This is a genomic window from Prevotella amnii CRIS 21A-A, from assembly GCF_000177355.1.
Lineage (GTDB): Bacteria > Bacteroidota > Bacteroidia > Bacteroidales > Bacteroidaceae > Prevotella > Prevotella amnii.
On the sequence record NZ_ADFQ01000015.1, the window covers coordinates 1 to 1,022 of the forward strand.

Here is a 1,022-nt window from a genome sequence, read left to right on the forward strand (position 1 = left end):
GGCAAGTCAAACGTTTTGTAATTGTCTTTAATGGATTGTAACTGCTGGTTGTACTTATCCTTGTAGTTAATGGTAAGACCATCAGCTTCATTGCCTGCATACGGTATTCGTCTTGGGTCTGCACCATAAGATGCCAAGTCGCCCAATTTAGAAACGATTCTTTGACTACCGATGTAGATGTGCTTGGTGTACTTACCACCTTGCCCTGCCACGAGGTATGGGCTGACATAGAGCGAGAAGCGTGCTGTACCAGTATTGCCACCTGAGAACTCGGAGTTCACATAGATGGCTTCGTTCTCGCCACTGGTCTTCACCGTGCGCTCACCATCGGCATCATACCAATAGTTGCTCACAAAACCGTTCTCATTGGCTGCCAACAAGCGGTTTTCCTCGTCCCAACGGTACTTCTGCTCGGTTGCCTTTTCATCTTCCTTGCCGTCTTTCTTTACACGAGAGGTATTGATGTAGACAAGATTTCCGTTAGCATCATAGGTGTACTTGTGTCCGTTGTTGATATTGGTGCTGTCCGTAGGAGTTTCTTCCGTGCGGTAGTTGATGTCGCGAACATTGTCGAGTTGGAATTTCTTGCCCTCTGAGCTACCATAGGTATAAGCGAGTTCGTAGCCTGCGTTGAGCGTGCCGTTGAACTGTACGTTACTTTGCGTGAGGTGCTGCTTCTTGCTCGTGATACGATGCATGTTGTCGTAGCCCATAGACAACGTATAAGAAGCGGCTTTATTGTCCGTTCCCTTATAAGTACCCGTTGCGCTTGCCAAACGATACAATGGGTCATAAGTATAACTATGGCTCATCTGTCCGCCTGCCTTGCCACTCTGTGGGAGTGGAGCATTGTTCTTAATACCGAGCACGTTGCTCACGGCATCATAGCTGTAGGCATTGTCCATGATGGTGCCTGCCTTAGCATTCACCATGAGGTTCTGTAGTCTACGGCGTGCAGGATCGTAAGCATAGAACGTCTCCGCTCCGTTGCAATACTTCAGATAGGTGCGCTGCTCGAACTT

General features: G+C 48.3%; 1 pseudogene. It reads right to left on the bottom strand.

The window, feature by feature from the left end:
• A pseudogene (locus HMPREF9018_RS01660) lies at nucleotides 1-1,022 on the bottom strand (toxin TcdB middle/N-terminal domain-containing protein); the annotation flags it as partial.